This window comes from Mesorhizobium sp. ANAO-SY3R2 (assembly GCF_042466635.1).
Lineage (GTDB): Bacteria > Pseudomonadota > Alphaproteobacteria > Rhizobiales > Rhizobiaceae > Aminobacter.
Genome location: NZ_CP159955.1, coordinates 1,738,410 through 1,761,861 on the forward strand (window position 1 = coordinate 1,738,410; position 23,452 = coordinate 1,761,861).

General features: G+C 63.0%; 19 protein-coding genes. 12 read left to right on the forward strand and 7 right to left on the reverse strand.

All coding sequences use genetic code 11. The features are described from left to right. The first annotated feature begins 2 nt into the window (after nucleotides 1-2). Entirely contained in the window at nucleotides 3-3,500 is a 3,498-nt protein-coding gene (gene mfd / locus ABSY17_RS13170; protein WP_378951278.1) for a transcription-repair coupling factor, read from the forward strand. 358 nt (nucleotides 3,501-3,858) lie between these two features. On the opposite strand, the gene ABSY17_RS13175 is transcribed toward mfd, so the two are convergent. Beyond that, entirely contained in the window at nucleotides 3,859-4,536 is a 678-nt protein-coding gene (locus tag ABSY17_RS13175; protein ID WP_378951281.1) for a DsbA family oxidoreductase, read from the reverse strand. A 62-nt stretch (nucleotides 4,537-4,598) separates the two neighbouring features. Beyond that, on the reverse strand, nucleotides 4,599-6,326 hold the full coding sequence (locus ABSY17_RS13180) for an extracellular solute-binding protein (protein WP_378952646.1): 1,728 nt from the start codon (nucleotides 6,324-6,326) through the stop codon (nucleotides 4,599-4,601). A 327-nt stretch (nucleotides 6,327-6,653) separates the two neighbouring features. On the opposite strand from ABSY17_RS13180, the gene ABSY17_RS13185 reads away from it, so the two are divergent. Further along, nucleotides 6,654-7,283: an invasion associated locus B family protein gene (locus tag ABSY17_RS13185; RefSeq protein WP_378952649.1), complete on the forward strand. Its 630-nt coding sequence runs from the start codon at nucleotides 6,654-6,656 to the stop codon at nucleotides 7,281-7,283. Between the two features lie 77 nt (nucleotides 7,284-7,360). Here ABSY17_RS13185 and hspQ read toward each other — a convergent pair whose 3' ends face one another. Continuing rightward, entirely contained in the window at nucleotides 7,361-7,684 is a 324-nt protein-coding gene (gene hspQ, locus ABSY17_RS13190) for a heat shock protein HspQ (protein WP_378951284.1), read from the reverse strand. 259 nt (nucleotides 7,685-7,943) lie between these two features. Between hspQ and ABSY17_RS13195 the strand changes: the two genes are divergently transcribed. Continuing rightward, nucleotides 7,944-8,906, forward strand: coding sequence for an AEC family transporter (locus ABSY17_RS13195; RefSeq protein ID WP_378951287.1), 963 nt, complete (start codon nucleotides 7,944-7,946; stop codon nucleotides 8,904-8,906). 2 nt (nucleotides 8,907-8,908) lie between these two features. Here the strand turns inward: ABSY17_RS13195 and ABSY17_RS13200 are convergent, their stop codons facing one another. Continuing rightward, the gene (locus ABSY17_RS13200; RefSeq protein ID WP_378951290.1) at nucleotides 8,909-10,138 is read right to left on the reverse strand and encodes a UbiH/UbiF family hydroxylase; all 1,230 of its coding nucleotides are present in this window, start codon (nucleotides 10,136-10,138) and stop codon (nucleotides 8,909-8,911) included. A 70-nt stretch (nucleotides 10,139-10,208) separates the two neighbouring features. Here ABSY17_RS13200 and ABSY17_RS13205 point away from each other — a divergent pair, with 70 nt between their 5' ends. The 8 genes from ABSY17_RS13205 to ABSY17_RS13240 all read left to right on the forward strand — a co-directional run bounded on the left by ABSY17_RS13205 (nucleotide 10,209) and on the right by ABSY17_RS13240 (nucleotide 18,341). Continuing rightward, on the forward strand, nucleotides 10,209-11,138 hold the full coding sequence (locus ABSY17_RS13205; protein ID WP_378951293.1) for a DUF2182 domain-containing protein: 930 nt from the start codon (nucleotides 10,209-10,211) through the stop codon (nucleotides 11,136-11,138). Nucleotides 11,139-11,154: 16 nt separating this feature from the next. Beyond that, nucleotides 11,155-11,769, forward strand: a complete 615-nt coding sequence (locus tag ABSY17_RS13210; RefSeq protein ID WP_378951296.1) for a DUF1326 domain-containing protein — start codon at nucleotides 11,155-11,157, stop codon at nucleotides 11,767-11,769. Next, a complete protein-coding gene (pcsA, locus tag ABSY17_RS13215; protein WP_378951299.1) occupies nucleotides 11,766-12,488 on the forward strand; it encodes a phosphatidylcholine synthase in 723 nt (240 codons plus the stop codon). The genes ABSY17_RS13210 and pcsA overlap by 4 nt, the downstream gene beginning before the upstream one ends. Before the next feature lie 4 nt (nucleotides 12,489-12,492). Beyond that, entirely contained in the window at nucleotides 12,493-13,470 is a 978-nt protein-coding gene (locus tag ABSY17_RS13220; protein ID WP_378951302.1) for a quinone oxidoreductase family protein, read from the forward strand. A 102-nt stretch (nucleotides 13,471-13,572) separates the two neighbouring features. After that, complete coding sequence (locus tag ABSY17_RS13225; protein ID WP_378951305.1) at nucleotides 13,573-15,150, forward strand: ABC transporter ATP-binding protein; 1,578 nt, start codon at nucleotides 13,573-13,575, stop codon at nucleotides 15,148-15,150. Beyond that, nucleotides 15,150-16,250: an ABC transporter permease gene (locus ABSY17_RS13230; RefSeq protein WP_378951308.1), complete on the forward strand. Its 1,101-nt coding sequence runs from the start codon at nucleotides 15,150-15,152 to the stop codon at nucleotides 16,248-16,250. The genes ABSY17_RS13225 and ABSY17_RS13230 overlap by 1 nt, the downstream gene beginning before the upstream one ends. Continuing rightward, nucleotides 16,243-17,157, forward strand: coding sequence for an ABC transporter permease (locus ABSY17_RS13235; RefSeq protein WP_378951311.1), 915 nt, complete (start codon nucleotides 16,243-16,245; stop codon nucleotides 17,155-17,157). Before ABSY17_RS13230 ends, ABSY17_RS13235 begins: the two co-directional genes overlap by 8 nt. 113 nt (nucleotides 17,158-17,270) lie before the next feature. Beyond that, nucleotides 17,271-18,341, forward strand: a complete 1,071-nt coding sequence (locus ABSY17_RS13240) for a BMP family ABC transporter substrate-binding protein (RefSeq protein ID WP_378951314.1) — start codon at nucleotides 17,271-17,273, stop codon at nucleotides 18,339-18,341. Nucleotides 18,342-18,433: 92 nt separating this feature from the next. Here the strand turns inward: ABSY17_RS13240 and ABSY17_RS13245 are convergent, their stop codons facing one another. After that, nucleotides 18,434-20,560 carry an acetate--CoA ligase family protein gene (locus ABSY17_RS13245; protein ID WP_378951317.1) on the reverse strand — a complete coding sequence of 709 codons (2,127 nt, stop codon included), beginning with the start codon at nucleotides 20,558-20,560 and terminating at the stop codon, nucleotides 18,434-18,436. 96 nt (nucleotides 20,561-20,656) lie between these two features. On the opposite strand from ABSY17_RS13245, the gene ABSY17_RS13250 reads away from it, so the two are divergent. Continuing rightward, complete coding sequence (locus tag ABSY17_RS13250) at nucleotides 20,657-21,586, forward strand: IclR family transcriptional regulator (protein WP_378951320.1); 930 nt, start codon at nucleotides 20,657-20,659, stop codon at nucleotides 21,584-21,586. On the opposite strand, the gene ABSY17_RS13255 is transcribed toward ABSY17_RS13250, so the two are convergent. Together ABSY17_RS13255 and ABSY17_RS13260 are read right to left on the reverse strand one after the other, a co-directional pair. Further along, the gene (locus ABSY17_RS13255) at nucleotides 21,570-22,595 is read right to left on the reverse strand and encodes an ABC transporter substrate-binding protein (RefSeq protein ID WP_378951323.1); all 1,026 of its coding nucleotides are present in this window, start codon (nucleotides 22,593-22,595) and stop codon (nucleotides 21,570-21,572) included. The two genes, ABSY17_RS13250 and ABSY17_RS13255, sit on opposite strands and share 17 nt — an antisense overlap. A 59-nt stretch (nucleotides 22,596-22,654) precedes the next feature. After that, complete coding sequence (locus tag ABSY17_RS13260; protein ID WP_378951326.1) at nucleotides 22,655-23,452, reverse strand: SDR family NAD(P)-dependent oxidoreductase; 798 nt, start codon at nucleotides 23,450-23,452, stop codon at nucleotides 22,655-22,657.

Consider the following 23,452-nt stretch of genomic DNA (forward strand, 5'->3'; position numbering starts at 1 on the left):
TCATGAGCCTGATAAAACCCATCGGCCTACCGAAAGGTCGCGCCGGACAGTTCATGGTCGACGGCGTAGCTGATGGCTACGAGGCCTTTGCACTGGCTGAGGCCGCTGCCGAGATGGCGCCAGACGGGCCGTTGCTGTTTGTGGCGCGCGACGGCCAGCGCCTGCCACAGATCGTCGAGGCGCTGAACTTCGTCGCGCCCGAACTGCCGGTCTTGGAACTGCCGGCATGGGACTGTCTGCCATACGACCGCGTATCGCCGGGCTCTGATGCGGCGGCTCGCCGGCTCGATGCGCTGGCGGCAATCATTGCGCTGAGAAAATCGCCGCACCGGGCGATCGTGCTGACCACGGCGAATGCGATTCTGCAGCGCGTGCCGCCGTCGGCTGCGATCGAGGCGCAGGAATTCCGTGCCAAGCCGGGCAACCAGGTCGAGATGAACGCGCTGGTGGCGAGGCTCGAACGCGCCGGCTTCGAGCGTGTGCCGACGGTACGCGGCGTGGGCGAATTCGCCGTGCGCGGCGGCATCCTCGACCTTTATGCGCCGGGCGCTGCCGATGCGCTACGTCTCGACTTCTTCGGCGACACACTGGAGACGATCCGCGCCTTCGACGTCGCCACCCAGCGCACCACGGGCAGCCGCAACCAGGTGGTGCTGCAGGCGATGAGCGAAGTGGCGCTGACACCGGAGACAATCAGCAAGTTCCGTCGCAGCTACATTGAAGCCTTCGGTGCGCCGTCGCGCGACGATGCTCTGTATGCGGCGGTCAGCGAGGGCCGACGCTTCTCTGGCATGGAACACTGGCTGCCGTTCTACTACCCGCACATGGAGACGGTGTTCGAGTACCTGCCCGACGCGCCTGTCGTGTTCGATCATCTAGCGCGCGAGGCGCTGGGCGAGCGGCATGCGCTGATCCTCGACCACTACGAGGCGCGTAAGAAGCAGGCGGAAGGCTCAGGCCTCAAGGACGCGGTGCCCTACAAGCCGGTTGCGCCGGACCTGATGTATCTGTCGCCGGAAGAGGTCGCCGCCGCACTGGCCGACCAGACGGCGGCGGAACTGACGCCGTTCGATACGCCCGATGCCGGCGGCCGCAAGGTGCTCCATGCCGGCTCGCATGCCGGCCGCAGCTTCGCCGAAGAGCGCGCCGATCCCAATGCCAATGTGTTTGACGTCGTAGCCAGATACATCGCCGACCAACGCGCCGCAAAGCGCCGCGTCGTCGTCGCTGGCTGGACCGAAGGCTCGCTCGACCGGTTGGCACAAATTCTCGACGAGCATGATCTCGGCAATCTCAAGCGCGTCGCCAGCCTCGCTGATGTCGAGGCAATGAAGGCAGGCGAGGCGGGTCTCGCCGTGCTGCCGATCGAGGCGGGCTTTGCGGCCGGTGATCTGGTCTTTGTTGCCGAGCAGGACATCCTGGGCGACCGGCTGATCCGGCGGTCGAAGAAGCGCAAGCGCGCAGCCGATTTCATCGCCGAAGCTTCCTCGCTGTCGTCCGGCGACATCGTCGTGCATGCCGACCATGGCATCGGTCGATTTGTCGGCCTGCGCACCATCGAGGCGGTAGGCGCGCCGCATGACTGCCTAGAAATCCACTATGCCGGGGACGACCGCCTGTTCCTGCCGGTGGAAAATATCGAGCTTCTGTCGCGCTACGGCTCGGATTCGGCCGAAGCGACGCTCGACAAGCTCGGCGGCGGTGCCTGGCAGTCGCGCAAGGCCAAGCTGAAGCGGCGCCTGCTGGATATGGCCGGCCAGTTGATCAAGCTTGCCGCCGAACGGCAGATGCGCGAGGCGCCCGTGATGAGCCCGCCCGAGGGCGTCTACGGCGAATTTGCGGCGCGCTTCCCCTATGAAGAGACCGACGACCAGCAGAGCGCCATCGATTCCGTCATGGAAGACCTGGCCGACGGCAAGCCTATGGACCGGTTGATCTGCGGCGACGTCGGCTTCGGCAAGACCGAAGTGGCGCTGCGCGCGGCGTTCATCGCGGCGATGGAAGGCTTCCAGGTCGCGGTCGTGGTGCCGACGACGCTTTTGTCGCGCCAGCATTTCAAGACGTTCACGCAGCGCTTTGCCGGCCTACCGATCAAGGTGCGGCAGGCGTCGCGGCTGGTTGGCACCAAGGAACTGGCAGAGACCAAGCAGGGCATCGCCGACGGTACGGTCGACATCGTGGTCGGCACGCACGCGCTGCTCGGCTCGTCGATCTCGTTCAAGAACCTCGGCCTGCTGATCATCGACGAAGAACAGCATTTCGGCGTCAAGCACAAGGAACGGCTCAAAGAGCTGAAGAGCGACGTGCACGTGCTGACGCTGTCGGCGACGCCGATTCCGCGCACGCTGCAATTGGCGCTGACGGGCGTGCGCGAGCTGTCGCTGATCGCCACCCCGCCGGTCGACCGCATGGCGGTGCGGAGCTTCATTTCGCCCTACGATCCGCTGGTGATCCGCGAGACCCTGTTGCGCGAACGCTATCGGGGCGGGCACAGCTTCTATGTCGTGCCGCGCATTGCGGATCTCGCCGAAGTGCATCAATTCCTTCAGGAATCGGTCCCTGAACTGAAGGTCGCGGTCGCCAACGGCCAGATGGCGGCGGGCCAACTCGACGACATCATGAACGCCTTCTACGACGGACAGTATGACGTGCTGTTGTCGACGACGATCGTGGAATCCGGTCTCGACATTCCGACCGCCAACACGCTGATCGTGCACCGCGCCGATATGTTCGGCCTAGCACAGCTCTACCAGCTGCGCGGTCGCGTCGGCCGTTCGAAGGTGCGCGCCTATGCGCTGTTCACGCTGCCGGCCAACCGCAAGCTGACTGACACGGCGGATCGGCGGCTCAAGGTCCTACAGTCGCTCGACACGCTGGGGGCGGGTTTCCAGCTCGCCAGCCACGACCTCGACATCCGCGGCGCCGGGAATCTGCTGGGCGACGAGCAGTCCGGACACATCAAGGAAGTCGGCTTCGAACTCTACCAGCAGATGCTGGAGGAGGCGGTGGCAGAACTGCGCGGCAGCGGCGAGGCGCTCGACACCGGCTGGTCGCCGCTCATCTCGGTCGGCACAGCTGTGATGATCCCGGAAAGCTACGTGCCCGACCTGCAGCTCAGGCTGGCGCTCTATCGCCGCCTCGGCGACCTCGAAAATACCGAGGAGATCGACGCCTTCGGTGCCGAGCTCATCGACCGTTTCGGACCGCTGCCCGACGAGGTCAAGCATCTGCTCAAGATCGTCTTCATCAAGGCGCTGTGCCGCAAGGCCAATGTCGAGAAGCTCGACGCCGGGCCGAAGGGCGTGGTGGTGAATTTCCGCAAGCGCGAATTCCCCAACCCCGCAGGACTGGTGCGCTTCATCGCTGAGCAAGGTTCGCTGGCAAAGATCAGGGCCGACCACAGCGTGGTCTTCTCGCGCGACTGGCCAAACGCCGACAAGCGCCTGGCGGGTTCAGCCGTCGTCATGACGCAGTTGGCCAAGCTGGCGGAAGCGGTGTGAGGCGGTTGACCGGTCGTGCGTCCTTCGACAGGCTCAGGATGAGGACCATAGTGGCCGGCGCAGGATGAGGACCATAGTGGCCGGCGCAGGATGAGGACCATAGTGGCCGGCGCAGGATGAGGACCATAGTGGCCGGCGCAGGATGAGGACGATAGTGGCCAGCGCAGGATGAGGACCGTAGTGGCTCAAGCTCGGGATGAGGACGGTGGTGGCGCAAGCTCCGCAACAGGTTTGCGCGCCTCCTTGTTCAATGAGCCACTGGCCCTGGACCAGTGGTAGCCCCCAGGGAATCAGTTGCAGTGCTGGCGGTCCTCATCCTGAGCCTGTCGAAGGACGCACGACCGACCAGCCGCCAATCCTAACCCGCGCTCGGCTCGCCGCTTGCCTTTTCGACCGCGACCTGGCGGATGGCGTCGGCGAGGGTGGCGGCGTCCTGCGCGCCCATGACGGCGTATTTGCCATCGAGCAGGAAGCAGGGCACGCCAGTGATGCCCATGCGCGAGGCGGTCGCGACCTCGTTGGTGACCTCATCCCGGTCGGCATCGGTGGGCAGCATTGCCTCCACCACTGCCGCGTCCATACCGGCATCGCGCGCGGCCTCGATCAGCACCCTGTGGTCGCCGATATTCTTGCCGCGTTCGAAGTAGAGACTGAACAGCGAGCGCACCAATTTGCTCTGCACGCCGTCTCCTGATGCCGCGGCCCAGCGGATGACGCGGTGGGCGTCGAGGGTGTTGGGTGAAATCGAAATGGCGTCGAAGTCGAAGGAGATGCCCTCCAGCGCGCCAAGCGACACCAGGTTGGCGTGAATCTGCTGCAGGCGGGCCTCGTCGTTGAACTTGGCGAGCATGTAGGCGCGGCGGTCCTTGCCTTCGGGCGGAATCGTCGGGTCGAGCTGGAATGGCCGCCAGCGGATTTCGGCATTGATGCCTGGCAAGGCGGCAAGCGCGCTTTCCAGCCGCTTCATGCCGAGGTAGCACCACGGGCAGACGACGTCCGAGACCACGTCGATGGTCACCTGGTTCTGGTCGGTCATGGACAAATCCTTGTTCATGAGCGCGGCAACGACTGCGCCGCGCTCTCTTTGAAATCTGCGGCTTACTCGCCTTGGCTCCACCAGACTGGCAGCTGATAGCCGAATGCTGGGGTCTTTTCGGGATGCTTCAGCCGCTTTGCATAGGCGATCCACTGCTCGGAGTTGTGCTGCATGGGCACCATGTAGTTGCCGGAGATGAGCAACCGGTCGAGCGCGCGCACGGCGGCGACGAAATCGTCTTTCTCCCGGGCCTTGAGCATGGCATCGATCATCGCATCGATCGCCGGGTTGGCGACGCCTGCGAGGTTGAACGAACCTGGCTTGTTGGCCGATGACGAACCCCAGCGGCCGATCTGCTCGATACCGGGAGACAAGGTGCCGGTGAAGCCGGTCGAGCCGATCAGCACGTCGAAGTCGAAATTCTGCTTGCGCGATTGGATCTGGTCGGCTTCGAGCGCGCGGATGGTGACGGCAATGCCGAGCTTTTCCAGAGTGCGCTGGTAGATGGCGGCCAGCCGCTGTTCGGCCTCCGAGGACGTCAGGATCTCGAATGCGAACGGCTTGCCGTCCTTGTCGAGCATCTTGCCGCCTTGCAGCGTGTAGCCCGCGCTCTTGAACAGGTCGAGTGCGGCCTTCAGAACCTTGCGATCCTGGCCCGAGCCGTCGGTAACGGGGGCACGGTAGGTGCCGTCCATGATGTCGGGGCGAACGGCACCGGGGAAGGGCGCCAGCAGCGCCTTTTCCTTGTCGCTTGCCGGCACGCCATAGGTGGAAAGCTCCGAACCCTGCCAGAAGCTGACGGTGCGCTCGTATTTGCCGCCGAACAGGTTGCGGTTGGCCCATTCGAAATCATAGAGCATGCCGAGCGCCTGACGGACGACCGGGTCTGAGAATTTCGGCAGCCGCGTGTTGAACATGAAGCCGGTGACAACAGGGGGCAGGCCGCTCTGGAAGGTCTCAGCGACGATGTCGCCGTTCTTGTAGGACGGGAAGTCGAAACCGCGCTCGCGCTTGACAGGGTCCGCTTCGGTGAAGGTGTCGCAGATGCCCTTCTTGAATGCCTCGAAGAGGGCCGCGTTGTTGAGAAAGTACTCGATGGTGATCTGATCGTAATTGTCGAAGCCTCGTTTCGACGGGATGTCGCGGCCCCAGTATTCGGGATTGCGCTTGAAGACGATTCGCTCACCCGGCTTCACTTCAGCGACTGTATATGGGCCGCTTCCGATAACTGGCTTGAGCGTGGTCTGGTCGAAGGTCTCCTTGTCGAAGAAGTGCTTGGGCACGATCGGCGTCATCGCGATGATCAGCGGGAATTCGCGGTCGGCCTGATCGTTGAAGGTGAAACGGACGCTGCGGTCGCCGGTCTTTTCGATCTTCTCGATCTTGGACATGCGGTCGCTGTAGGGCGGGCGCCCCTTCTCGGTGTAGACCTCGTAGGTGAAGATCACGTCTTCGGGCGTGATGGGCTGGCCGTCCGACCACTTGGCATTGGGGTCGAGTTTGAATTCGATCCACTTGCGCTCGGGATCGATCTCCACCGACTGCGCGATCAGCCCGTAGATGCTAAAGGCCTCATCGGCGCTGCGCTGCATCAGCGATTCAAAGATGAGATTGCCGTAGATGGTATCGATCATGCCGCGCGCCGTGGTACGCAGGCTCTTGATGATGAACGGGTTGAGGTTGTCGAAGGTGCCGATGACGCAATAGGTGATCTTGCCGCCCTTGGGGGCATCGGGATTGGCGTAAGGAAAGCTCTGGAAGTCGGCAGGCAGGGCCGGCTGACCGTGCATCGACAGGCCATGAACGGGCTCGGCGAATGCTGCGAGCGGCGACAGGATGGCAATTGCGGCGGTGGCGGCCAGCGCCGAAAATATGCGTCTCACGACGGTTCTCCACGAATTCGGGAAGCTTTTGTGATTCGAAGGGTAGCGCAGCGATGTGCGGGCCGTCCATTGCCAGCAAAGGACACAAGAAATGCGCAGGAACGGGCTGGATTCGCAGTTCACGGCAGTGTACACGCGCAACGAAGTCATGCTGTTGCCTCATTTGCCCAACAGGTAGCGTCGACACACGGCTTGATGGCCGGTCCCGGGATTGTTTGAGAGGATTTCATGAAGATGACGAGCCAGAAATTCGACGGTTTTCGCCTGTCGGCCATGGCTGTAGGCGTCGCCGGTATGCTGGCGTCGGGCCTTTCGCCGGCGGCTGCGCAGCAGCAGCAGCAACTCCCGCAGGGCTGGTTCAAGGCCTGCTCCAAGCAGGCAGACGTGGACATCTGCAACGTGCAGAACATCCTGACTGCTTCCAACGGCCAATTGGTGACCGGCATTTCGATGATCGAGCTCAAGGGCAAGGTCAACCGCAAGGTGTTCCAGGTCACCGTCCCGAGTGGTCGCCTGATTCCTCCCGGCATCGGCCTGCAGGTCGACAACGGCAAGGCGCAGAAGCTCGACTATGTGATCTGCTTCCCTGATCGCTGTGTTGCCGAAATAGCGCTCACCGACCCGCTCGTGGCTTCGTTCAAAAAGGGCACCGACCTGACGCTGACGTCGGTCAATTTCCAGAATCAGCCGAACCCGATCAAGGTTTCGCTCTCGGGCTTCACCGGCGCCTATGACGGCGAGCCGCTGAAGCAGTCGGATCTGGAAGACCGCCAGAAGAAGCTCCAGGATTTCGTGTCGAAGAACAACCAGGACTTCGCCAAGAAGCTCAAGGAAGAGCAGGACAAGGCCAAGGCCGCGAACTAAGTCTTCGACAGTCGCAAGAACTGAAAAAAGCGGGGTTTCTGGCCCCGCTTTTTTTGTTACGTCGTTTTTGTCCAAGGTCAGTGGCTGATGCGCGGTTTGAGCGCGTAGCGCCCTTCCGGCGTCTTGTCGAAATAGTCGTTGACTTGCGGATGGCGAACGGGTTCGCCGGAACTGTCTTCGAGCAGGTTCTGTTCGGAGACATAGGCGACATATTCGGTCTCCGCGTTCTCGGCCAGCAGGTGGTAGTAGGGCTGGTCGCGCCGCGGGCGTACTGCGGCCGGGATGGCCTCGTACCATTCCTCGGTATTGGCAAACTCCGGGTCGACGTCAAAGATTACGCCACGGAACGGAAATACCCGGTGGCGCACCACCTGTCCGATCGAGAACTTGGCCGTCTTCATGCTGGTCACCATGCCCCGCAAATGACCGGTTCGATCATATGCGTAATCAGTAGGTTAGGGCGAGCGGGCGACAAGATCGAGCTCTGTGCGCATTCACTGCCCTTGCTTGGTCCCTATTTGGCGCAGCAAAGCAAGCAATTCAATGGCGGGGTGCCTTGACGCCCGCCAAAGCGGCAAGCTAACCGGATTCTGCAACTCCGCCGCTCGACTGCGCCACCATCCGCGCCGCGAACAAACCAATCTGGATCGGAAGGTGGCCATGTCGGACGTGATCGGTCTCGTGCTGCCGTTTTTCGGTCTGATCTTCCTCGGCTTCGTGGTTGCGCGCATCACGCGCCAGCCGGTGGAGGCGCTCGGCTGGATGACGACTTTCGTCGTCTATGTCGCGCTGCCGGCGCTGTTTTTCCAGTTGCTCGCCAAGACGCCGTTCGAGCGACTGACCGAATGGGGCTACATCTTTGGTGCGGTGTTTTCGACCTTCATCATCTTTGCGTTGATGTTTGGCGCGTCCGTCATCAAGGGACGGGGCGAGATCGCTCAATCGACCATCAAGGGCCTGGCAGCCGCCTATGGCAATATCGGCTACATGGGGCCGGGTCTGGCGCTGCTCGCCTTTGGCGAGGAGGCGGCGGTGCCGGTCGCGCTGATCTTCTGCTTCGAGAACATCATGCATTTCACCATTGCGCCGATGATGATGGCGCTGGCCGGCGACGAACCACGCGCGCCCATGAAAGTTGCTGCCGAGGTGGTGAAGAAAATTGCCTTCCACCCCTTCATCATCGCCACCGCGATCGGCGTGCTTGCGGCCTTTGTCGAATTCCGACCACCGCTGCCGGTCGAGCGCCTGCTGGAATATCTGGCGCACGCTGCCGCACCCTGCGCGCTGTTTGCCATGGGCGTGACGCTTGCGCTACGCCCCCTGAAGCGGGTGCCGCGTGAAATGGCGCCAATCGCGCTGCTCAAGCTGATCGTGCATCCATTGCTTTGCTATGTCGTGCTGAGCTGGATCGGCAATTTTCCGCCGGTGTGGCTGTTTTCGGCGATGCTGCTGGCGGCACTTCCGACGGCGACGAACGTGTTCGTGATTGCCCAGCAATATGGCGTCTGGGTCGAGCGCGCTTCGGCGAGCGTGCTGATCACCACATGCCTTTCGGTGCTGACCGTGACCGGTCTGCTCTACATGATCCAGCATGGCATCCTGCCGCCGGACCTTTTTCCTTGACCCTATTCGGTTGGAGCGCCCTGTGCGCGTCGCGGCAAGCGCAGGCCGGAGACGATGGAGGCAAAGCCGCTGCCCGGCCTCAGGCCCTCACGCATGAAAAAGCCACGCAGGGGCGAGAAGCCGCCGAGGAAGTTGAGCCCCGCATTGCGAGCAAGCTGCGCTGGCAGCATGTCCGAGAGCAGTGACCTGTTGAGTAGATTGACCGCGCTGGTGCGGGCGAGGATGTCGGGCCGGCGAGACGAATCGTAGTCGGCCAGTGCTGCCGGCGCGCCGGGGTCGGCGACGTGTTTCGTTGCAGTTTCAACGAGTTGCTCGACATCCCTGATGCCGAGATTCAAGCCTTGAGCGCCGATTGGCGGGAAGACATGGGCTGCTTCGCCGACGAGTGCGACTCGGTTGCTGGCAAAGCGCCGCGGCAGCATGGTCGATAGAGGATAGATTTGCCGGCCGCCGTCGACGGTGACGCGGCCGAGCATCGATTGCATCTGGCGTTCGATGCGCAGCGACAGTGCCGCCTCGTCGAGGCCGGCGAGTTCCTTTGCCGTCTCCGGCCTCACGACCCAGACAAGGCTCGAGCGTCGACCGGGCAGCGGCACCTGGGTGAAGGGGCCGGTCTCGGTGTGGAACTCGGTCGAGGCGAAGGCGTGCTCACGGCTATGGGCGAAATTCAGCACCAGTGCCGCCTGCGGCAGCGTCTGCGCAGAAGCCGATATGCCCGCGGCCTGGCGCGCGGGCGAGTTGCGGCCGTCGGCGGCAACGGCCAGCGGAGCCTCGACGGTGGTGCCGTTGGAAAGCCTGGCTGCGACTCTGTCGTGGGCGATCACCCAGTTCTCCACCATGGCGCGGCGCCATTCGATGCCGGCATGGGCTTCGACTGCCTTCTCCAGCACTGCGTTGAGGACGCGGTTCTGGAAATTGAAGCCGAAATGCTCTTCACCGATCTCGCCGGCGCGGAAGGTGACGATGGGGCTTCGGATCAGGCGCGAAGTGGCGTCGACGATGCGCATGACCTTGAGCGGCGCGGCATCGGTGGAAAGTGCTGCAAGAACGCCAATCCGATCGAGAAAGTTGAGCGCGGGCACCATGAGCGCGGTGGTGCGGCCGTCATCGGCGCGCGCCGGAGGGCCAGCGAGCACGACATTGAAACCCGCCTCGGCAAAGGCCAACGCGGAAATCAGCCCCACGGGCCCGCTACCGGCCACCAGAGTACGGGTCGTGTCGTCGACGCTCATGTGCCGTCGTTCCTGTTTGCAGAGCGCCTGTCGCACTCGGATAGTCTTGATATATTGCAGGCCTAAGCCATTGATCAACGCGGCGTTTCATCCCATCGGTGACCATGGACGATCCTCGATCCGATTTCAGGCATCTCGACAGTGCGGGTCGCACCGCGGCTTCCGTCGCGCGCCGGCCACGGGAGTTGTCTATGCCGTAGTTGGCGCTGCGATTGCGCTGTCCTGGTTCATCCTGATCGCCATGGCGGTGCGCGGGGCGGATGTCAGGACGCCGGGCCTTTCGGCACCCGGCGACGATCTGCTCCGGCAACTGCCGGCGCTGCCGTTGCCGGCGTGGCTCGACCAGGCGATCGCGCTGTGCCTCGCGCCGCAGCCGCTAGAAGGCGGCCTCTGGGCGCAACTGGGTGTGCTGGCCGCGATGTGGAGCCTGATGTCGGTGGCGATGATGCTGCCATCGGCGGCGCCGATGATCCGCACCTATTGCGAGATCGCAGACACGGCGCGCGCCAAGGGCGAGGTGGTGGTGCATCCGCTGGTTCTGGTAGGCGGCTACCTTGGCGTGTGGACCACTGCCTCCGTCGGCTTTGCCGCCCTGACCATCGCCGTACAGCAACTGTCCACGGCCTCGGATCCACTTGCGCCGGCGCAGGGACTGGCGGCAGCAGCGGCGCTCGGGCTTGCCGGGCTCTATCAGTTCAGCGGGCTGAAGGCTGCTTGCCTCAAGAAGTGCCGCAATCCGTTTTCCATTCTGTTCGCGCGCTGGAGCACCAGGGTAGTCCGCATCTTCAGACTGGGCTTGGAACAGGGTGTCTGGTGCCTCGGCTGTTGCTGGGCACTGATGCTAGTGATGTTCGCAGTCGGCGTCATGAACCCGTTCTGGATGGCTTTGCTCGGTGTCTTTGCCCTGTCCGAGAAACAGATGGCCAGTTCCCTACCGTCGCGTGTGGTCGGTGCGATACTGCTTGTCTGGGCTGCAGGGCTGCTATTAAGTGCTGTATGAGAAAGGGAGACAGTTGATGGGCGACCAGAGCTGGGCAATGAAGGGCGAGCTTGTGCTTTCCTGCAATTGCACCGTGTTCTGCCCATGCGTGCTTTCGCTCGGCAACCATCCGCCGACGGAAGGTTACTGCCAGACCTGGGCCGGCTTCCGCGTCGACCATGGGCATTTCGGTGACGTCGATCTTTCCGGCCTGAATCTCGGCCTCGTCATGGAAATCCCCGGATATATGAGCCGCGGCAACTGGACGGCGGGGCTTTTTATCGATAAGCGCGCCTCCATATACGCTGCCAAGGCCTTCACGAAGATCTTTACCGGAAAGGCCGGCGGCACGACTTCGCTGCTGTCGATCCTGGTCGGCAAGTTTCTTGGAGTCGAGCAGGTGCCGATCACCTATGAGACGGAGGACAGGACGCGGATTTTCCAGATCCCGAAGATCATAGATGGGGCGGTGACGCCGATCCCCGGAAAGAATCGTGAAGGTGATACGGTAATCACCAATTCGGAATACTGGATCGCACCTGAAATCATTGTGGCCAAATCCGACAAGAGCAAGATGCGCGCCTTTGGTCGCAACTGGAACTTTGCCGGACGTTCGGCCGAAATCTGCAAACTTGATTGGCGGGGACCGTGAAGCCAAAGAAAGTCACCTGGCCGCAGGCACGCGCCTTTTCGGTCCATCTTCTTACCGCGTCGGGCTCGTTCCTGGCCTTCGTTTCTCTCGTCGCGGCCAGCGAGGAGCGCTGGACGGCTATGTTCTGGTGGCTGGGACTGGCCCTTTTCGTTGATGGCATCGACGGCCCCATCGCGCGCAAGCTCGAGGTCAAGGAAATCCTGCCGACATGGTCGGGCGAACTGCTCGACAACATCATCGACTATGTCACCTATGTGCTGATCCCGGCCTTTGCGCTCTATCAGAGCGGCTTCATGGGCGAGGGGTTGTCGTTCCTGTCGGGCGCGATCATCGTGGTGTCGAGTGCGATCTATTATGCCGATACCGGGATGAAGACGAAGGAGAATTTCTTCAAGGGCTTCCCCGTGGTCTGGAACATGGTGGTGTTCACACTGTTCGTCATCCAGCCAGGCGAGTGGGTCTCCTTTGGCGCCGTGGTCATCGCGGGTATCCTGACCTTCGTGCCGATGAATTTCCTGCATCCGGTGCGGGTCGTCAGGCTGCGCAGCATCAATCTGCCGATGACGCTGCTCTGGTGCGCCTTCGGCGGCTTCGCCTTGGTGCAGGACATGCAGGCAAGCGAATGGGTCAAGATCGGCATCGCAGTCAGCGGCATCTATCTGTTCTTCATCGGCGGCGTGATGCAGTTCTTCCCCAATCTCGGTGCCAGGAAGGATTGACGCCATGTCGAGGGCACTCAGGGTTCACACGCACGGCGGGCCCGAGGCGCTCGTCTATGAGGAGGTCGATCCAGGCCGGCCCGGACCAGGCGAGGCGCTGATCCGTCACACGGCGATCGGGCTCAACTTCATCGACGTCTACTACCGCACCGGACTTTATCCAGCACCGAACGGTATGCCAGTGACACCAGGCGGCGAGGCGGCAGGTGTCGTGCTCGAACTGGGTGCGGGCGTCGATTGGCTCGAGGTCGGCGACCGCGTCGCCTATGCGGTGCCCACCGGCGCCTACTGCGAAGAGCGGCTGATTGCCGCCGACAGGCTGGTCAAGGTGCCCGAGGGCATCAGCGACCAGCAGGCCGCAGCCATGATGCTCAAGGGCATGACTGCGGAATATCTTCTGCTCAGGACCTTCAAGGTGAAGGCCGGCGATACCATCCTCTATCATGCGGCTGCGGGCGGCGTCGGGCTCATCCTCGGGCAATGGGCAAAGCACCTTGGCGCAACGGTGATCGGCACAGTGGGCTCGACTGAGAAGGGCGCGCTGGCCAAGGCGCATGGCTTCGACCATGTCATCGACTATCGCGAACAGGATTTCGTCGCCGAGGTGGCAAGAATCACCGGCGGCCGGAAATGCGACGTCGTCTATGATTCGGTTGGCAACGATACGTTTCCCGGTTCGCTCGACTGCCTGCGTCCCCGTGGCATGTTCGTGAGCTTCGGCCAGTCTTCCGGCCCCATCCCCCCGTTCAGCATTTCGCTACTGGCGCAAAAGGGATCGCTCTATGCGACTCGGCCGACGCTTTTCGCCTACAATGCGAAACGCGAGGATCTGGTCCGTTCAGCGGATGCCTTGTTCGATGTGGTGCTTAGCGGTGCAGTCAAGATCAGGATCAACCAGAAGTATGACCTGCGAGATGCAGCAAAGGCTCATGCCGACCTCGAGGGCAGAAGGACGACCGGAACGACCGTGCTTATCCCCTAGGTTCTCGCTTAAATTCTTGAAGCTCTTTCAACATTTGACGTGCTTTGCGCCCGAAGCTAGACACGCCTACCATGCTCTTGGGAACAAAATAAAAATACGACAATGGGAGGCGTTGTGAACACAACCCCTTTGGCCGAAGGGCCGAACCTGCTCGAGGTTCGTGGCCTGACAAAGGTTTTCGGTACGCTGACGGCGTGCGATCATATCGACCTGACCATCGCCAAGGGCGAGATTCACGCTTTGCTTGGCGAAAACGGAGCCGGCAAGTCGACGCTGGTGAAGATGCTGTTCGGCTCGCTGGAGCCCAATGCCGGAGAAATCCGCTGGAACGGCCAACCGGTGCGGATCGCCAATCCGGGCATCGCCAAGAAGCTTGGCATAGGCATGGTTTTCCAGCATTTTTCGCTGTTCGAGGCGCTGACGGCGGCCGAAAATATCGCGCTTTCCCTGGCCGATGACACGCCGATCAACACGATCGCCGCCAAGGCGAGGGCGCTTTCCTACAGCTACGGCCTGCCCCTCGACCCGGACGCGCTGGTGGGCGACCTTTCGGTCGGCGAACGCCAGCGTATCGAGATCATCCGCTGCCTGCTGCAGACGCCTCAGCTTATCATTCTGGACGAGCCGACTTCGGTGCTGACGCCGCAGGAGGCAGACAAGCTGTTCGAGACGCTGGAGCGGCTGCGCACTGAGGGCAAGTCGATCCTCTATATTTCGCACCGCCTGGAAGAGGTGAAGCGCATGTGCGACCGCGCCACCGTGCTCAGGCACGGCAAGGTGGTCGGCCATTGCGACCCGCGCCAGGAAACGCCGGCCTCGCTGGCCCGCATGATGGTGGGCAGCGACGTCAAGAACGCCGAGCGCACCACGGCTGCGGTCAGGGGCGAGGAACTGCTCAGCATCCGCGGCATGAGCCGCAAGCCGGCCGGCCCGTTTTCGATGCCGCTCAAGGACATCTGGCTGGATGTCGCCGGCGGCGAGGTGATTGGCATCGCCGGTGTCGCCGGAAACGGGCAGGGCGAGCTGTTCGAGGCAATTTCGGGCGAGGCGCTGCAGGATAGCGCCGACGCCATCCGCATACGCGGCAAGGCGGCTGGTCGCTTGGGAATTTCAGCGCGCCGGATGCTGGGCGCGGCTTTCGTGCCGGAGGAACGGCTAGGCCATGGGGCGGCGCCGCGCATGCGGCTGTCGGAAAATCTTCTTCTGTCGCGCCACGCCACCGACGGCAAAGCGTTTGTCGGCAGCGGCGGTCTGGTCAAGTCCGGTGCCATCCAGCAGGCGGCACAACGCATCATCGCCGCGATGGATGTGCGCAAGAGCGCACCCGATCCGGAAGCTGCAGCCTTGTCGGGCGGCAATCTGCAGAAATTCATCATCGGCCGCGAACTCGACCGCAATCCTGCGGTGATGGTCGTCAACCAGCCGACATGGGGCGTGGACGCCGGTGCGGCAGCCCGCATCCGCCAGGCGCTGATCGAACTCGCTCGCAACGGTTCGGCCGTGCTGGTGATCAGCCAGGACCTTGACGAACTGTTCGAGATCGCGGACTCGATCGCAGTGATGCACAATGGCGAGTTGTCCAAGCCCATTCCGATCGCCGAGGCAACGCTAGAACGCATCGGCCTGCTGATGGGCGGCGCCGAGCCGGGTCACGCCGAGCATGGCAAGGAGGTCGCGTGATGCGGATCGAACTCGTCAAGCGTCCCGAGCGTTCGGCGCTTTTCTCGGCATTTTCGCCGTTCATCGCGCTGGCGCTGACGCTGGTTGCCGGCGCGATCATGTTCTCGCTGCTCGGCAAGAACCCGGTCGAGGCGCTCTACTACTATTTCATCGATCCGCTGCGTGAGGTCTGGTCGCTGCATGAGCTGGCGATCAAGGCCGCCCCCCTGATCCTGATCGCGGTCGGGCTCTCGATCTGCTTTCTCTCCAATAACTGGAACATCGGCGCCGAGGGCCAGTTCGTCATCGGCGCCATCACCGGCTCGATCCTGCCGGTGATGTTCCCCGACCTTCAGTCCTGGATCGTACTACCGCTCATGCTGCTGATGGGGATCGTGGGTGGGGCTCTCTATGGCGGGATTCCGGCCTTTCTGAAGGTTCGCTTCAACACCAACGAAATCCTGACGAGCCTGATGCTGGTCTATGTCGCGCAACTGTTCCTCGACTGGATGGTGCGGGGCCCCTGGCGCAACCCGTCCGGCATGAACTTTCCGGAAACCCGCACATTCAGCGACGCTGCGGTGCTGCCGGAAATCTGGTCGGCCTCTGGCCGTGCCAACTGGGGCTTCGTCTTTGCGATTGTTGCGGCTGTTGCATTGTGGTTCATGCTGTCTCGGACCATGAGCGGCTTCAGGATCCAGGTGCTGGGCCAGAGCCCGCGCGCCGGCAAGTTCGCGGGCTTCTCGTCCTCGAAGATGGTGTTCTTTGCCTTCCTGCTGTCCGGCGGACTGGCCGGCCTCGCCGGCATCTCGGAAGTGTCGGGCGCGATCGGCCAACTGCGCCCATCGATCTCGCCGGGCTACGGCTTCGCCGCGATCATCGTGGCGTTCCTCGGCAGGCTCAACCCGCTCGGCATCATTGCCGCCGGTCTGGTGCTGGCGCTGTCCTATCTCGGCGGCGAGGCGGCGCAGATCTCGATCGGCGTGTCGGACAAGGTCGTGCGTGCCTTCCAGGGCATGCTGCTGTTCTTCGTGCTCGCCTGCGACACCCTCATTCTCTATCGCATCCGCTTTGTCGGCTCCTCCGCTGCAAAGACCGTGGAGGCCACGCCAAATGCTTGAAGGCATTCTGATCACCATTGCGACGGCGGCGACCCCGCTGCTGATCGCAGCAATCGGTGAACTGGTCGTCGAACGCTCCGGCGTGCTCAATCTCGGTGTTGAGGGCATGATGGTCATGGGGGCGGTGACCGGCTTCGGCGTGGCGTTGGCCACCGGCTCGCCCTGGCTCGGCGTGCTCGCCGCAGTCATCGTGGGCGCGCTGTTTTCGCTGCTGTTCGGTTTCCTGACCCTGACGCTGGTAACCAACCAGGTGGCGACCGGCCTTGCGCTGACCCTGCTCGGTCTCGGCCTGTCGGGCATGCTCGGCGAGAGCTTCGTAGGCCTGCAGGGCGTGAAGATGGACTATGTCTACATTCCCGGGCTGACCGACCTGCCGCTGGTGGGCAAGCTTTTCTTCGGGCAGGACCCGCTGTTTTATGTGTCTCTGCTGCTGACAGCCGGCGTCGGCTACTTCCTGTTCCGGACCCGTGCAGGTCTGACGTTGCGATCGATCGGCGACAACCACACCTCCGCGCACGCGCTCGGCATCAATGTCATCGGCATCCGCTACCTGGCCGTGATGTTCGGCGGCGCCTGCGCAGGCCTTGCCGGCGCCTATCTGTCGCTGGTCTACACGCCGCAGTGGATCGAGAACATGACCGCCGGCCGGGGCTGGATCGCGCTGGCGCTCGTCGTCTTTGCGTCGTGGCGCCCCTGGCGCGTGCTGGCCGGAGCATATCTGTTCGGCGCGGTTTCGATCGGCCAGTTGCATGCCCAGGCTCTCGGCGTTGGCGTGCCCTCGCAACTGCTTTCTTCGCTACCCTATCTGGCAACCATCGTCGTGCTTGTTCTAATCTCGCGCAACCGGCGACTGACAATGGTGAACACTCCGGCTTCATTGGGGCGGCCGTTTGTGCCAGATCGCTAAGGGCACGTTCGCGAGCCGAGACCGGCACTTTGGGCATCGGCGGATGGGCGTGTTTCTGGGACTATAAAATGGATGGGATAGTGCCCCGGGCAACCTGTAAGAGGAACTTGAGAATGAAGAAGACAATAATGTCACTGGCCGCTGCCGCCGCAGTGATGTCGTTCGGAACCATGGCCGCCGAGGCCAAGGTCAAGGCTTGCTTTGTCTATGTCGGCCCGATCGGCGACTTCGGTTACTCCTATCAGCACCACCAGGGCCTGCTGCAGGCCAAGGAAAAGTTCGGCGACCAGCTCGAGACTGCTTATCTCGAGAGCGTGCCGGAAGGTGCCGACGCAGAGCGCGCCATCGAGCGCCTGGCTCGTTCGGGCTGCAACATCATCTTCGCAACCTCCTTCGGCTTCATGGACGCGACGAACAAGGTCGCCGGCAAGTTCCCGGACGTGAAATTCGAGCACGCCACCGGCTACAAGCGCGAGCATCCGAACGTTGCGACCTACAACTCGCGCTTCTATGAAGGCCGTTACGTCCAGGGCGTGATCGCCGCCAAGGAATCCAAGGTCGGCGTTGCCGGTTACATCGCCTCCTTCCCGATCCCGGAAGTCGTGATGGGCATCGACGCCTTCATGCTCGGCGCGCAGTCCGTCAACCCTGATTTCAAGGTCAAGGTCGTGTGGGCCAACACCTGGTTCGACGCCGGCAAGGAAGCTGATGCCGCCAAGGTACTGATCGACCAGGGCGTCGACATCATCACCCAGCACACCGACTCGACCGCGCCGATGCAGGTGGCGACCGAGCGCGGCATCAAGGCGTTCGGTCAGGCCTCGGACATGATCAAGTTCGGCCCGACCACGCAGCTGACCTCGATCGTCGACGATTGGGGCCCGTACTACATCGAGCGCATCCGGGCGCTGATCGACGGCACCTGGAAGCAGCAGGACGTCTGGGGCGGCATGAAGGAAGGTCACGTCGTGATGGCGCCTTACGCCAACATGTCGGACGAGGCAAAGAAGCTGGCGGAAGAAGCCGAGGCCAAGATCAAGGCCGGCACCTTCAACCCCTTCACCGGTCCGGTCACCAAGCAGGACGGCACCGAGTGGCTGAAGGCCGGCGAAGTGGCTGAGGACGGCGTGCTGCTCGGCCTCAACTTCTACGTCAAGGGCGTCGACGACAAGCTGCCGCAGTAAGCAGTCTGATATCTACGGGGTCGCGATTGCGCACTCGGACAACGAACCCCCGGTTTTGCCGGGGGTTTTTTCGTTGCTGACGGCTGAATGACTCAAGCGCCGCTCGCCACGACCAAAGCATCTACCGCCACCGCGCGGTCGGGCAGAACGATTACAGGATTTAGATCGAGTTCGGCGATCCGTTGCCCGGCTGCAAGTCCCAACTGGGCGACACGAAAAACGAATTCGACCAGCGCTTGCCTGTCCACAGGGGCGGCACCGCGCGCACCGTCGAGCAGCGGCGCCAGACGCAGGCTTGCGATCATCTCACGGATGTCGTCGCGGTCGACTGGCAACGGCCGCGTGGCGGCATCCTTCAAAATCTCGGCATAGATGCCGCCGGCGCCGACGGTCAGAGTTGGGCCGAAGTCAGGATCCTGCGACAGGCCGACGATCATCTCGACGCCCGATCCGATCTGCTCCTGCACCAGCACGCCTTCGATCCGCGCCGAAGGCGCGTGTTCTTTCGCCCGCGCGAGCAGATCGGCGTAGGTGTTTGCCGCCGACGTCCCATCAGCGACGCCAAGCTTCACAAGCCCAGCGTCCGACTTGTGGGCGATGTCAGGTGAGGCGAGCTTCATCGCGACCCTACCGCCCAGTGCCGAAAGCGCTTCGGTGGCTTCGGCGGGAGAACCGGCCAGCCGTTCGCGGGCGCGGTCGATGCCGGCGCCGTCGAGCAGCGATGCGGCGGCGGCACTGTCGAGGATACCATCGCAGTTGAGTGCCGCAGCCTGAGCGGGCGACAGCGCCGGGGTGTCCCATGAGCGGCTGCGGAACGAGGCCTTGGCGCGCTCGTAGTCAGCCTGTGCCCTCAGGGCGCGGAAGCATTTGCGGAAGGAGCGGAAGATCGGCACGCCCGATCGGACCAGATCACGATAGCCGGGGCTGTTGGTCAAAACCGACCCCCAGACCGCGACGATCGGCTTGGGCGAGCGCGGCGCGAAGGCCAGCACGTCGGCAGCGAAGCTGTCAGAAAGCAGGCCGAGTGCGGCCGTCAACCCGACCACGATGACATCGACATTCGGATCCGCGGCAATGAGCTCGAGCACCTCGAGACGCTGCTTCTGTGGGGCTGCGATGACGAAGCCGCCGCCATTGTCGATGGGGTTGGAAACCGTCACGTAGTTCGGCAGGTGCGTGTAGAGCTTATCCACCGTCCCGGCCGTGAGATCGGGAAAGGATACGCCGTAGCTGTCGGCCAATTCGGCCATCAGCGTCGTCGAACCGCCCGAGACCGAATAGAGCCCGCAGTTGGGCCCGGTGTCGCTTGGCATCTTGGCGAAGAGGTTGGCGGTCTCCAGCAATTCGTCGAGATCGCGAACGCGGATCACGCCATACTGTCTGAACAGGCCGTCGATGACCGCGTCGGCGCCGGCAAGGTGGCCGGTGTGTGACGCCGCCATGCGCGCGCCGCGCTCGGTCGAACCCATCTTCAGCATCACCACAGGCTTCTTCTGGGCATTTGCGGCTTCGAGCGCGAGCCGGAGTTTTGCGATGGATTTGAAGCCCTCGACATAGGCGGCAATGACGGATGTCTGCGCATCGTGGGCGAAATAGTTGATGAAGTCGGCGACTTCGAGATCGACCTCGTTGCCGACCGTCACCCAGCGTCGAAATGCGGCGCCCATGGCCACGCCCTCGACGATGGGCCGGCCGTTGAAGCCGCTCTGCGTGACAAGACCGATGAGGCCGCCGCGGTGATGCTCGGGCACCGGGAATTGCTCGAAGGTATTGTCGTTGGTGTTCGGTCCAATGACGCGCACTCCGAATTCGCGGGCGGCATCCGCCACCTTCGCTTCGAGGGCGGCCCCCTCCGGTCCTACCTCGGAGAATCCGGAGCTAAAGACGATGACGTCGCGCACGCCGCGCCGACCGCAGTCCGCAATGACCTGAGGGACGATAGCCGGTGCGACCTTGACCACGGCAAGGTCGACATAGTCGGGCACGTCGGCGATCGACGTGTAGACGGGCACGCCCGCAGCCTCGCCGCCGCGCGGATTGACGTAGCAGAAGCGCACGTCATCGCCGAAGCGGCGGAACCAGTTCTGGGCCTGCGGCGAGGTGTCGACGCGACCGACATAGGCAATGCCGGATTTCTTGCGGAACATGCGCCTAAGGTCGTCCAGGCTGTGGTCGAGTTCGGCGCGTGCTTCGGCGACAAGTTGTGGTGCGGTGCGCATGATAGGAGGCCCTTCGGTCTTGGTACTTGCAGGTGGAGTGAGCGCGCGGCGCCTAGGCCAAATGGCCGAATTCAAGGCGCTGGCATGGTGTCAAGCTTGCTGAAAACGATAAAGTCCGGGCGCAAGCGCATCGGTCAGGGGGAGGAGATCGTGATGGGCGTAGCCGCCAACATGGCCAGACGCGTCGATCCGGAGGAACCGAACGAACTGCTGCGGGGCGTCGCCAACGACCGCTCCGGCGGGGTCGTGAAATCCAGCCTGCGCGTGCTTTCGGTGCTGGAGCATTTCCAGGCGAATCCGCGTCCGGCGCGTACCACCGAGATCGGCCGCGCGCTGGGCATTCCCAATTCCAGCATCGACGACATTCTCAAGACCCTGGTTCGCACCGGCTATCTTGCCTTCGATCCCAGGCAGAAAGTCTATCTGCCGTCCTATCGCATCGTGACGCTGGCAAGGCGGCTGGAAGGATCCTTCTTCGGGGGCACGGCCGTGTCCGACCTGATGGATGAGGTTCATCGCCGGACCGGCCAGACGATCTGGCTGTGCATGCAAAACGACCGCTGGGTGCAATGCTCGGCGATCATTCCAGGCTCGGACTTTCATTCGGGCGTGCATGTCGAGGGTTTCACCGACTATGACTGGTCCACGGCTGCCGGAATGGCGCTGTTGTCGAGCAAGCCGCAGGAGATGGTGGTGGAGATTGCCAAGCGCATGTTCCGAACCGAGCCACCGGCCAAGCGCACGGCCAGCGTGACCGCGTTGCTCGACAAGGTCAGGACAGCTCGCAAACAAGGCTATGCCACCTCCCGCGGCTTCTCGGCGGAAGGCGCGACCGCGGTGGCGGTGGCCTTCCAGCCGAAGTTCATGCGTGTTCCGGTTGCCATCGGCCTGGTCAGCACCGAGCCGGAGGATGCGCCCGGGACGTCCGCGCTGGGCACTGTGCTTCGCCAGATCGCCGCCCGGCACCAGCGCCTTGCGGAACTGCACCGGGCCAACGAGGACGACCTGGCTATTTCGCCGGAGTAGGTACGCCCGCGGCAGTGATGAAACCGCGGTCGACGACACCATCCTCGGGCATGAGTTCCTTGTAGGAAAGCACCTCAGGCATGAGCGCATAGGTCTTCTGCAGCCGCGTTGCGAGGTCGAGCGGCATATAGAGGTTGGGGTCGAAGGTCAGGGATACGCCCTTCCTGAGCGTTTCCTCGGGCAATTGCAGTTCCTCGAGCATGATCTTCATGATCTCGGGGTTCTGGTGATAGTCGCCCTGGAGATGGCTGCGGGTGGTGCGCACCAGCGCGCGCATGACGGCTTCGCCGACGTCCCTGCGCTCCTTGAGCAAGCGCGGGCCGAAGCTCCACGAGCCGGCCGACATCTCGGGGCCCTGGACGAAGGCCAGGGAAACCTTGGATTCGTCGGCCTTCTGCCAGATGGAATCGATGAGGTAGCCGAAGTTGACCGCTCCGTTTTCGAGTGCGACCAGGATGTCCGGCGAGGCCATGGTCTGGAACTTCACGTCCTTCAGCGACAGGCCGACCTTTTCGAGCTCGGTCTGGAGGAAATAGGACGCGGTCGACCCCAGGCCAATGGCGCTGGCGATCGTCTGGTCCTTGAACAGATCGACAGTGAACTTGCGGCCATTGAGGAAGGCGTTGTTGGCCCAGATGCCCTGCTTGGATGCCGGCGACTGGACGAATAGTGGCGCCACCACCCTTATATCGGCGCCGCTTGCGATGGCGTTGAAGACGGCCGCGCTCGGCTGGCCGCCCAGAACGTCGGCGCGGCCGGTCGACAAAAGCACGATGCCGTCGCTCGACTTGGCGAAGGTGTATTCGATGTCGATGTTTTCCTTGTCGAACTCTCCCATCCGGTCAGCGAGGATCAAGGGGATGTAGGCCTCGACCTTGGCGGTCATGGCGACCGTCACCTTCTCGCGCTGGGGCAGGGGTTTGGGCGCATCTGAACCTTCGGCCTGCGCCGCAAAGCTCGTGCCCATCATGGCAGCCGCAACTGCCAGCTTCTTCCATAGAGATTTCATCGGTTCCTCCCTTTTGCTCCTGATTGCCGCCGTCCGTCCGTCCGGCCGGCAAGTTCCTTTCAGCTGGCGTCGTAGACCAGCTTCCACTTCGCCCCTTCGAGTTGCCGGATTCGCGGCCCGCCGAAACGGAACGCCGGATCGCCCGGTGGTTCGGCGAACGAGATGACCGCGGTTTCTGGGTCTGGCGGCAAAGCCGCCCAGATGCGCTGTCCAGCGGTGTCGACATCGACGCGGTTGACGATGTTGCGCTTGAGGCTCGCGACCCGCGGATAGAGTTCGGGATCGACCTCGGCGGCAGCACGAAGGGCGGGCGTATCGACGCCACCGGGCCGGACCGCAACAACCCAGGGGCCCTTGCCGCCGCGGCTCTGGCGCTCGCGCGAAACCACTTCGACCCAGTGCTCGATGGCCGCCTTGGACGCGCAATAAGATGCGAGGCCCTCGAGTGCTGCTACAGCGGCACCGGATGACAGCATCACCAGACCGGCTTCGTAACCCGGTCGACAGGCATCGAGAAACGCCTCGGCGAGCACGAAAGGCGCGGCGAGATTGGCGAGAACGCCCTTTTCATACTTGTCTGATTGCACCCTGCCGACGACACCTATCGCTTCGGAATAGTAGGCGTTGTGGATGAAGATGGCGCGCTTGCCGCGGAACGCCGCGAGTTCCCTGATGAAATGACCGCGTACCCGGTCCCATGTCATGGGATCCGTCAGGTCGAAGGTCACCGTTTCGTAATCGGGGTGCTTGCGGCGCGACAGGTTGATGACGCGGGCGTTCTCGAACGGCACGTTGCGAGCGAGGCCGAGCCCGATACCCTGCGTGGCGCCGCTGATCCAGACGATCGTGTCGTGCAT

Excerpts from the sequence above, each read along its gene's own strand:
- ABSY17_RS13180 (WP_378952646.1), bottom strand. The coding sequence starts at position 6,326 with ATGCACGGTCAGCCGGCCCTGCCTGCCGACTTCCAGAGCTTTCCTTAC.
- ABSY17_RS13225 (WP_378951305.1), top strand. The coding sequence starts at position 13,573 with ATGGGAGGCGTTGTGAACACAACCCCTTTGGCCGAAGGGCCGAACCTG.
- ABSY17_RS13175 (WP_378951281.1), bottom strand. The coding sequence starts at position 4,536 with ATGACCGACCAGAACCAGGTGACCATCGACGTGGTCTCGGACGTCGTC.
- hspQ (WP_378951284.1), bottom strand. The coding sequence starts at position 7,684 with ATGAAGACGGCCAAGTTCTCGATCGGACAGGTGGTGCGCCACCGGGTA.
- ABSY17_RS13210 (WP_378951296.1), top strand. The coding sequence starts at position 11,155 with ATGGGCGACCAGAGCTGGGCAATGAAGGGCGAGCTTGTGCTTTCCTGC.
- ABSY17_RS13185 (WP_378952649.1), top strand. The coding sequence starts at position 6,654 with ATGACGAGCCAGAAATTCGACGGTTTTCGCCTGTCGGCCATGGCTGTA.
- ABSY17_RS13200 (WP_378951290.1), bottom strand. The coding sequence starts at position 10,138 with ATGAGCGTCGACGACACGACCCGTACTCTGGTGGCCGGTAGCGGGCCC.
- ABSY17_RS13220 (WP_378951302.1), top strand. The coding sequence starts at position 12,493 with ATGTCGAGGGCACTCAGGGTTCACACGCACGGCGGGCCCGAGGCGCTC.
- ABSY17_RS13245 (WP_378951317.1), bottom strand. The coding sequence starts at position 20,560 with ATGCGCACCGCACCACAACTTGTCGCCGAAGCACGCGCCGAACTCGAC.
- ABSY17_RS13230 (WP_378951308.1), top strand. The coding sequence starts at position 15,150 with ATGCGGATCGAACTCGTCAAGCGTCCCGAGCGTTCGGCGCTTTTCTCG.
- ABSY17_RS13255 (WP_378951323.1), bottom strand. The coding sequence starts at position 22,595 with ATGAAATCTCTATGGAAGAAGCTGGCAGTTGCGGCTGCCATGATGGGC.
- mfd (WP_378951278.1), top strand. The coding sequence starts at position 3 with ATGAGCCTGATAAAACCCATCGGCCTACCGAAAGGTCGCGCCGGACAG.
- ABSY17_RS13260 (WP_378951326.1), bottom strand. The coding sequence starts at position 23,452 with ATGCACGACACGATCGTCTGGATCAGCGGCGCCACGCAGGGTATCGGG.
- ABSY17_RS13240 (WP_378951314.1), top strand. The coding sequence starts at position 17,271 with ATGAAGAAGACAATAATGTCACTGGCCGCTGCCGCCGCAGTGATGTCG.
- ABSY17_RS13195 (WP_378951287.1), top strand. The coding sequence starts at position 7,944 with ATGTCGGACGTGATCGGTCTCGTGCTGCCGTTTTTCGGTCTGATCTTC.
- ABSY17_RS13235 (WP_378951311.1), top strand. The coding sequence starts at position 16,243 with ATGCTTGAAGGCATTCTGATCACCATTGCGACGGCGGCGACCCCGCTG.